Raw genomic sequence first — 4,766 nt, forward strand, 5'->3', positions numbered from 1 at the left:
AGCTCGCCGAAGAGGTCACCGCGGGTCTGACGGGCATGGAGGTGCCGCTCCGCGTCGCCGTCATGGGCTGCGTCGTCAACGGCCCCGGCGAGGCCCGCGAGGCCGACCTCGGCGTCGCCTCCGGCAACGGCAAGGGCCAGATCTTCGTCAAGGGCGAGGTCATCAAGACCGTGCCCGAGTCGAAGATCGTGGAGACCCTCATCGAGGAGGCCATGAAGCTGGCCGAGCAGATGGAGCAGAACGGCACCCCCTCCGGCGAGCCTTCGGTCTCGGTGACGGGCTGACCTGGTAGCCTCCGCGCCGCCTCCACGGAGGCGGCGCGACACGAATTCGCCAGGTACAGTGCGGAGACCAGCAGAAGCCCCAGGGTGAGGCCCCGCACGTGTTGACCCAGACCAGCTCACGGGTGCTCGAACCGAGCGACCTTGACGCCGCACTCGCCGTCCTGTGCCGCGAGCCGGTGGCGAACGCCTTCGTGACCGCCCGGGTGCAGGTGGCGGGCCTCGATCCGTGGCGGCTGGGCGGCGAGATGTGGGGCTGGTACGAGGACGGCATGCTCACGTCCCTGTGCTACGCGGGCGCCAACCTCGTGCCCATCTGCGCCACTGAGCGGGCCGTCCGCGCCTTCGCCGACCGCGCCCGCCGGGCCGGCCGCCGCTGCTCCTCCATCGTCGGCCCCGCCGAGGCCACCGCCGCGCTGTGGCGCCTGCTGGAGCCGCACTGGGGCCCCGCCCGCGAGGTCCGCGCCCACCAGCCGCTGATGGTCACCGACCGCATGCCCGCCGACATCGCCCCGGACCCCTACGTCCGCCGCGTCCGCAAGGACGAGCTGGAGACGATCATGCCGGCGTGCGTGGCGATGTTCACGGAGGAGGTCGGCGTCTCGCCGCTGACCGGCGACGGCGGCCTGCTGTACCAGGCCCGGGTCGCCGAACTCGTCGGCGCCGGGCGCTCGTTCGCCCGGATGGACGCGGACGGCAGGGTCGTCTTCAAGGCCGAGATCGGCGCGGCGACGAACCAGGCCTGCCAGATCCAGGGCGTGTGGGTCGCCCCCGAGTACCGGGGCAGGGGACTGGCGGCACCGGGCATGGCCGCCGTCCTGCGCTACGCCCTCGCGGACGTGGCGCCGGTGGTGAGCCTGTACGTCAACGACTTCAACACGGCGGCGCGGCGGACCTACCTCAAGGTGGGGTTCCGGGAGGTGGGCGCCTTCATGAGTGTGCTGTTCTGAACGCCCTGTACGCTCCCCGCATGGACCTCGTGATCGGCCCCCTGGACCTCGTAGCCCATGTCGACGAGGCCCTCGCCGTCCAAGCCGTCGCCTTCGGGCTGGGCCCCGACGAGGTCGCCGTGCGCCGCCAGATCGTGCAGCGTCACATGCAGTACCAGGGTGCGCGCGCCCTCGGCGCGACCGTCGAGGGGCGTCTGGTCGGCTTCGTGTATGGCATGCCGAACAGCCGCACCCACTGGTGGTCGACCGTCGTCGAGCCCTATCTCCGCGCGAGCGGCAACGACTTCTGGCTGGACGACTCCTTCGTGATCACGGAGCTGCACGTCCATCCCGACCACCAGAACCGCGGCATCGGCCGGCGACTGATCACCACGATCACCGACACCGCCGCCGAACCCCGCTCGATCCTGTCGGCGATCGACACCGACAGCCCGGCCCGCGGCCTCTACCACTCCCTCGGCTACGTCGACCTCGCCCGCCGGGTCCACTTCCCGAGCGCACCGCGGCCGTACGCCGTCATGGGCGCCCCTCTGCCGCTGCGCAGGCGCTGAACCGATTTCCACCGGCACAGCTCGCCCGGCTAACCTCCTATGCCATCACCCTCCCCCGGCCTCGGCCGCGCTCGAGCGGGGGACCCTCATCCGGCAGGAGTACCAGAACCATGGCGAACGCACCGGTCCAGCGCATGTCCCAGTTGATGGTGAAGACGCTGCGCGACGACCCGGCGGACGCCGAGGTGCTCAGCCACAAGCTCCTCGTCCGCGCCGGCTACGTCCGCCGCACCGCCGCCGGTGTCTGGAGCTGGCTGCCCCTCGGCAAGAAGGTCTTCTCCAACGTGGAGCGGATCATCCGTGAGGAGATGGACGCCATCGGCGCCCAGGAGGTGCTGCTCCCCGCCCTGCTGCCGCGCGAGCCCTACGAGGCGACCGGCCGCTGGAACGAGTACGGCCAGGAGCTGTTCCGCCTCAAGGACCGCAAGGGCGGCGACTACCTCCTCGGCCCCACCCACGAGGAGATCTTCACCCTCCTGGTCAAGGACCAGTGCACGTCCTACAAGGACCTGCCGGTCATCCTGTACCAGATCCAGACCAAGTTCCGTGACGAGGCCCGGCCCCGCGCGGGCATTCTGCGCGGCCGCGAGTTCCAGATGAAGGACTCGTACTCCTTCGACCTGGCGGACGAGGGCCTGGCCCAGTCCTACGCCCTGCACCGCCAGGCCTACCAGCGCATCTTCGAGCGCCTCGGCCTCGACTACCGCATCTGCGCCGCCACCGCCGGCGCCATGGGCGGCTCCAAGTCCGAGGAGTTCCTCGCCCCCGCCGAGGCCGGCGAGGACACCTTCGCCGACTGCCCGAACTGCGACTTCGCCGCCAACACGGAGGCGATCACGTACGAGCTGCGGCCGGTCGACGGCTCGGACGTGCCCGCGCTGGAGGAGATCCCCACCCCGGACACCCCGACCATCGAGACCCTGGCCGCCTCCCTCGGCGTCCCCGCCTCCGCCACGCTGAAGAACCTGCTGATCAAGGTGGACGGCGAGATCGTCGCCGTGGGCGTCCCCGGGGACCGCGAGGTCGACCTGGGCAAGGTCGAGGCGCATTTCGCCCCGGCCGCCGTCGAGATGGTCACCGAGGCGGACTTCGCCGGCCGCCCCGACCTGGTGCGCGGCTACGTCGGCCCGCAGGGCCTGGGCGAGAAGGTGACGTACCTCGCCGACCCGCGCGTGGCCCCCGGCACCGCCTGGATCACCGGCGCCAACAAGGAGCACACGCACGCCAGGAACGTCGTCGCCGGCCGCGACTTCGAGGTCGACGAGTACGTGGACGTCGTCGTCGTGCAGGAGGGCGACCCCTGCCCGAAGTGCGGCACCGGCCTGAAGCTGGACCGCGCCATCGAGATCGGCCACATCTTCCAGCTGGGCCGCAAGTACACCGACGCCCTCAAGCTCGACGTGCTCGGCCAGAACGGCAAGCCGGTCCGCGTCACCATGGGCTCCTACGGCATCGGCGTCTCCCGCGCGGTCGCCGCGCTCGCCGAGCAGACCGCCGACGAGCAGGGCCTGTGCTGGCCCCAGGAGGTCGCCCCGGCCGACGTGCACGTGGTCGCCGCGGGCAAGGCCCTGCAGACCGAGCTTGCCCTGGACGTCGCCGAGAAGCTGGCCGCCGCGGGCGTGCGCGTCCTGGTGGACGACCGCGCCGGGGTCTCCCCGGGCGTGAAGTTCACCGACGCCGAGCTGATCGGCGTGCCGCAGATCCTGGTCGCCGGGCGCCGCTCCGGCGAGGGCGTGCTGGAGCTGAAGGACCGCAGGACCGGCGAGCGCGAGGAGTTGTCGGTCGAGGACGCGATCGCCCGCCTGACCGCGTAAGGGCGCACGCCCGCAGAAGGAGCCCCCCTGGGATGAGGTTTCCGGGGGGCTCCGGGGCTCCCCGGCCACCTCACAGCCACTTTCAGAGCCGCTTCACAGGCCGCTCTCAGAGCCGCTTTTCAGCGCCGCTTCACAGCCACCCGGCGAACTCCAGCAGCAGCTCCCCGTCCTTCGGCCGCCCCACCCGAAGCGCCCGCACCCCGGACTCCGCCGCGCGGAACAACGTCCACCCGCGCAGCCGCTCCTGGTCCACCTCCAGGGAATCCGCGAGCCGCCTGATCCGGCGCCGGGTGATCGACGGGCCGGACGGCGAGGCGATCAGGTCCTCCACCCGGTCCCGCACCAGCCGCGCCAGGTCGAACGCGCTCTCGCCGACCACCGGGTCGGGGCCCACCGCCAGCCACGGCATCCGATCCCCGGCGAGCACCTTGCTCTGCCGGAAGGTGCCGTGCAGCAGCCGGTGCTCCGGCGGCGCCGCCAGCAGCTCCTCGCGGGCCCCGAGCGCCGCATCGACCAGCGGCGCCACCTCGGGCCACCGGCCGGCGCCCGTGCGCATCGCCTCCGCCTGCCGGCCGGTGCGCTCCGCCACGGTCTCGAAGGCGTGCCCGGTCGGCGGCGCCACCCACAGCCGGCGCAGCGTGCCCGCCGCCTCCAGCAGCGCGCGCGCCTCCGGCAGCGACCGCACCGACACGTCCGGGTGCAGCCGCTCCAGCAGCAGCACTCCTTCCTCCGCATCGGCCTCCAGCAGCTGTACTGCGCCCAGGCCGCCCCAGTGCGCCAGCGCCGCCCGCTCGCTCTCCGGGCGGGCGCGCGGCGGGGCCAGCTTCAGAACCGCCGGGGTGCCGTCCGCCCGCCGCACCAGCACCACCAGGCTGCTGCGGCCTCCCGGCACCTGGACCCGCTCGACGGTCAACTCGCGCCGGGCGACGGCCCGCTCGGCCGTCTCGGGCAGCCGCGCCAGCCAGTCGTCCCCGGCCGGTGCCGTCTCACCGAGCGCCCGCGCCAGGCGCTGCGGCGGTTCGAAAGCCATGCGCGAGTCGTTCCCTTCCTCCCGAGCCTGCCGTACGGCGTTCAACGCGTCGCCGACGCGGAGGCCGGCGGGGTCGTGCCGGCCGCTCCCGCCGCACCGGTCACCGCGGTGGCCCGCTCGGCGAGCCCAGGGAAGGCTAC

General features: G+C 72.8%; 5 protein-coding genes. 4 read left to right on the plus strand and 1 reads right to left on the minus strand.

Going from position 1 to position 4,766, the window contains the following annotated elements:
- The 4 genes from ACLU3S_RS35890 to ACLU3S_RS35905 form a co-directional block, all read left to right on the plus strand.
- Nucleotides 1-284 (plus strand): flavodoxin-dependent (E)-4-hydroxy-3-methylbut-2-enyl-diphosphate synthase (locus ACLU3S_RS35890; RefSeq protein WP_413956162.1); only part of this gene is annotated, 284 nt, incomplete at its 5' end.
- Between the two features lie 98 nt (nt 285-382).
- Nucleotides 383-1,231: a GNAT family N-acetyltransferase gene (locus ACLU3S_RS35895; RefSeq protein WP_413956163.1), complete on the plus strand. Its 849-nt coding sequence runs from the start codon at nt 383-385 to the stop codon at nt 1,229-1,231.
- Between the two features lie 20 nt (nt 1,232-1,251).
- The gene (locus tag ACLU3S_RS35900; RefSeq protein ID WP_413956164.1) at nt 1,252-1,782 is read left to right on the plus strand and encodes a GNAT family N-acetyltransferase; all 531 of its coding nucleotides are present in this window, start codon (nt 1,252-1,254) and stop codon (nt 1,780-1,782) included.
- Nucleotides 1,783-1,892: 110 nt separating this feature from the next.
- Nucleotides 1,893-3,596 (plus strand): proline--tRNA ligase, encoded by a 1,704-nt coding sequence (locus ACLU3S_RS35905; protein WP_413956165.1) that lies wholly within the window; start codon nt 1,893-1,895, stop codon nt 3,594-3,596.
- Nucleotides 3,597-3,726: 130 nt separating this feature from the next.
- On the opposite strand, the gene ACLU3S_RS35910 is transcribed toward ACLU3S_RS35905, so the two are convergent.
- Nucleotides 3,727-4,626 (minus strand): aminoglycoside phosphotransferase family protein, encoded by a 900-nt coding sequence (locus tag ACLU3S_RS35910; protein ID WP_413956166.1) that lies wholly within the window; start codon nt 4,624-4,626, stop codon nt 3,727-3,729.
- Nucleotides 4,627-4,766 lie beyond the last annotated feature (140 nt).

The organism is Streptomyces sp. AF1A, assembly GCF_047340315.1.
Lineage (GTDB): Bacteria > Actinomycetota > Actinomycetes > Streptomycetales > Streptomycetaceae > Streptomyces.

Excerpts from the sequence above, each read along its gene's own strand:
- ACLU3S_RS35900 (WP_413956164.1), top strand. The coding sequence starts at position 1,252 with ATGGACCTCGTGATCGGCCCCCTGGACCTCGTAGCCCATGTCGACGAG.
- ACLU3S_RS35905 (WP_413956165.1), top strand. The coding sequence starts at position 1,893 with ATGGCGAACGCACCGGTCCAGCGCATGTCCCAGTTGATGGTGAAGACG.
- ACLU3S_RS35910 (WP_413956166.1), bottom strand. The coding sequence starts at position 4,626 with ATGGCTTTCGAACCGCCGCAGCGCCTGGCGCGGGCGCTCGGTGAGACG.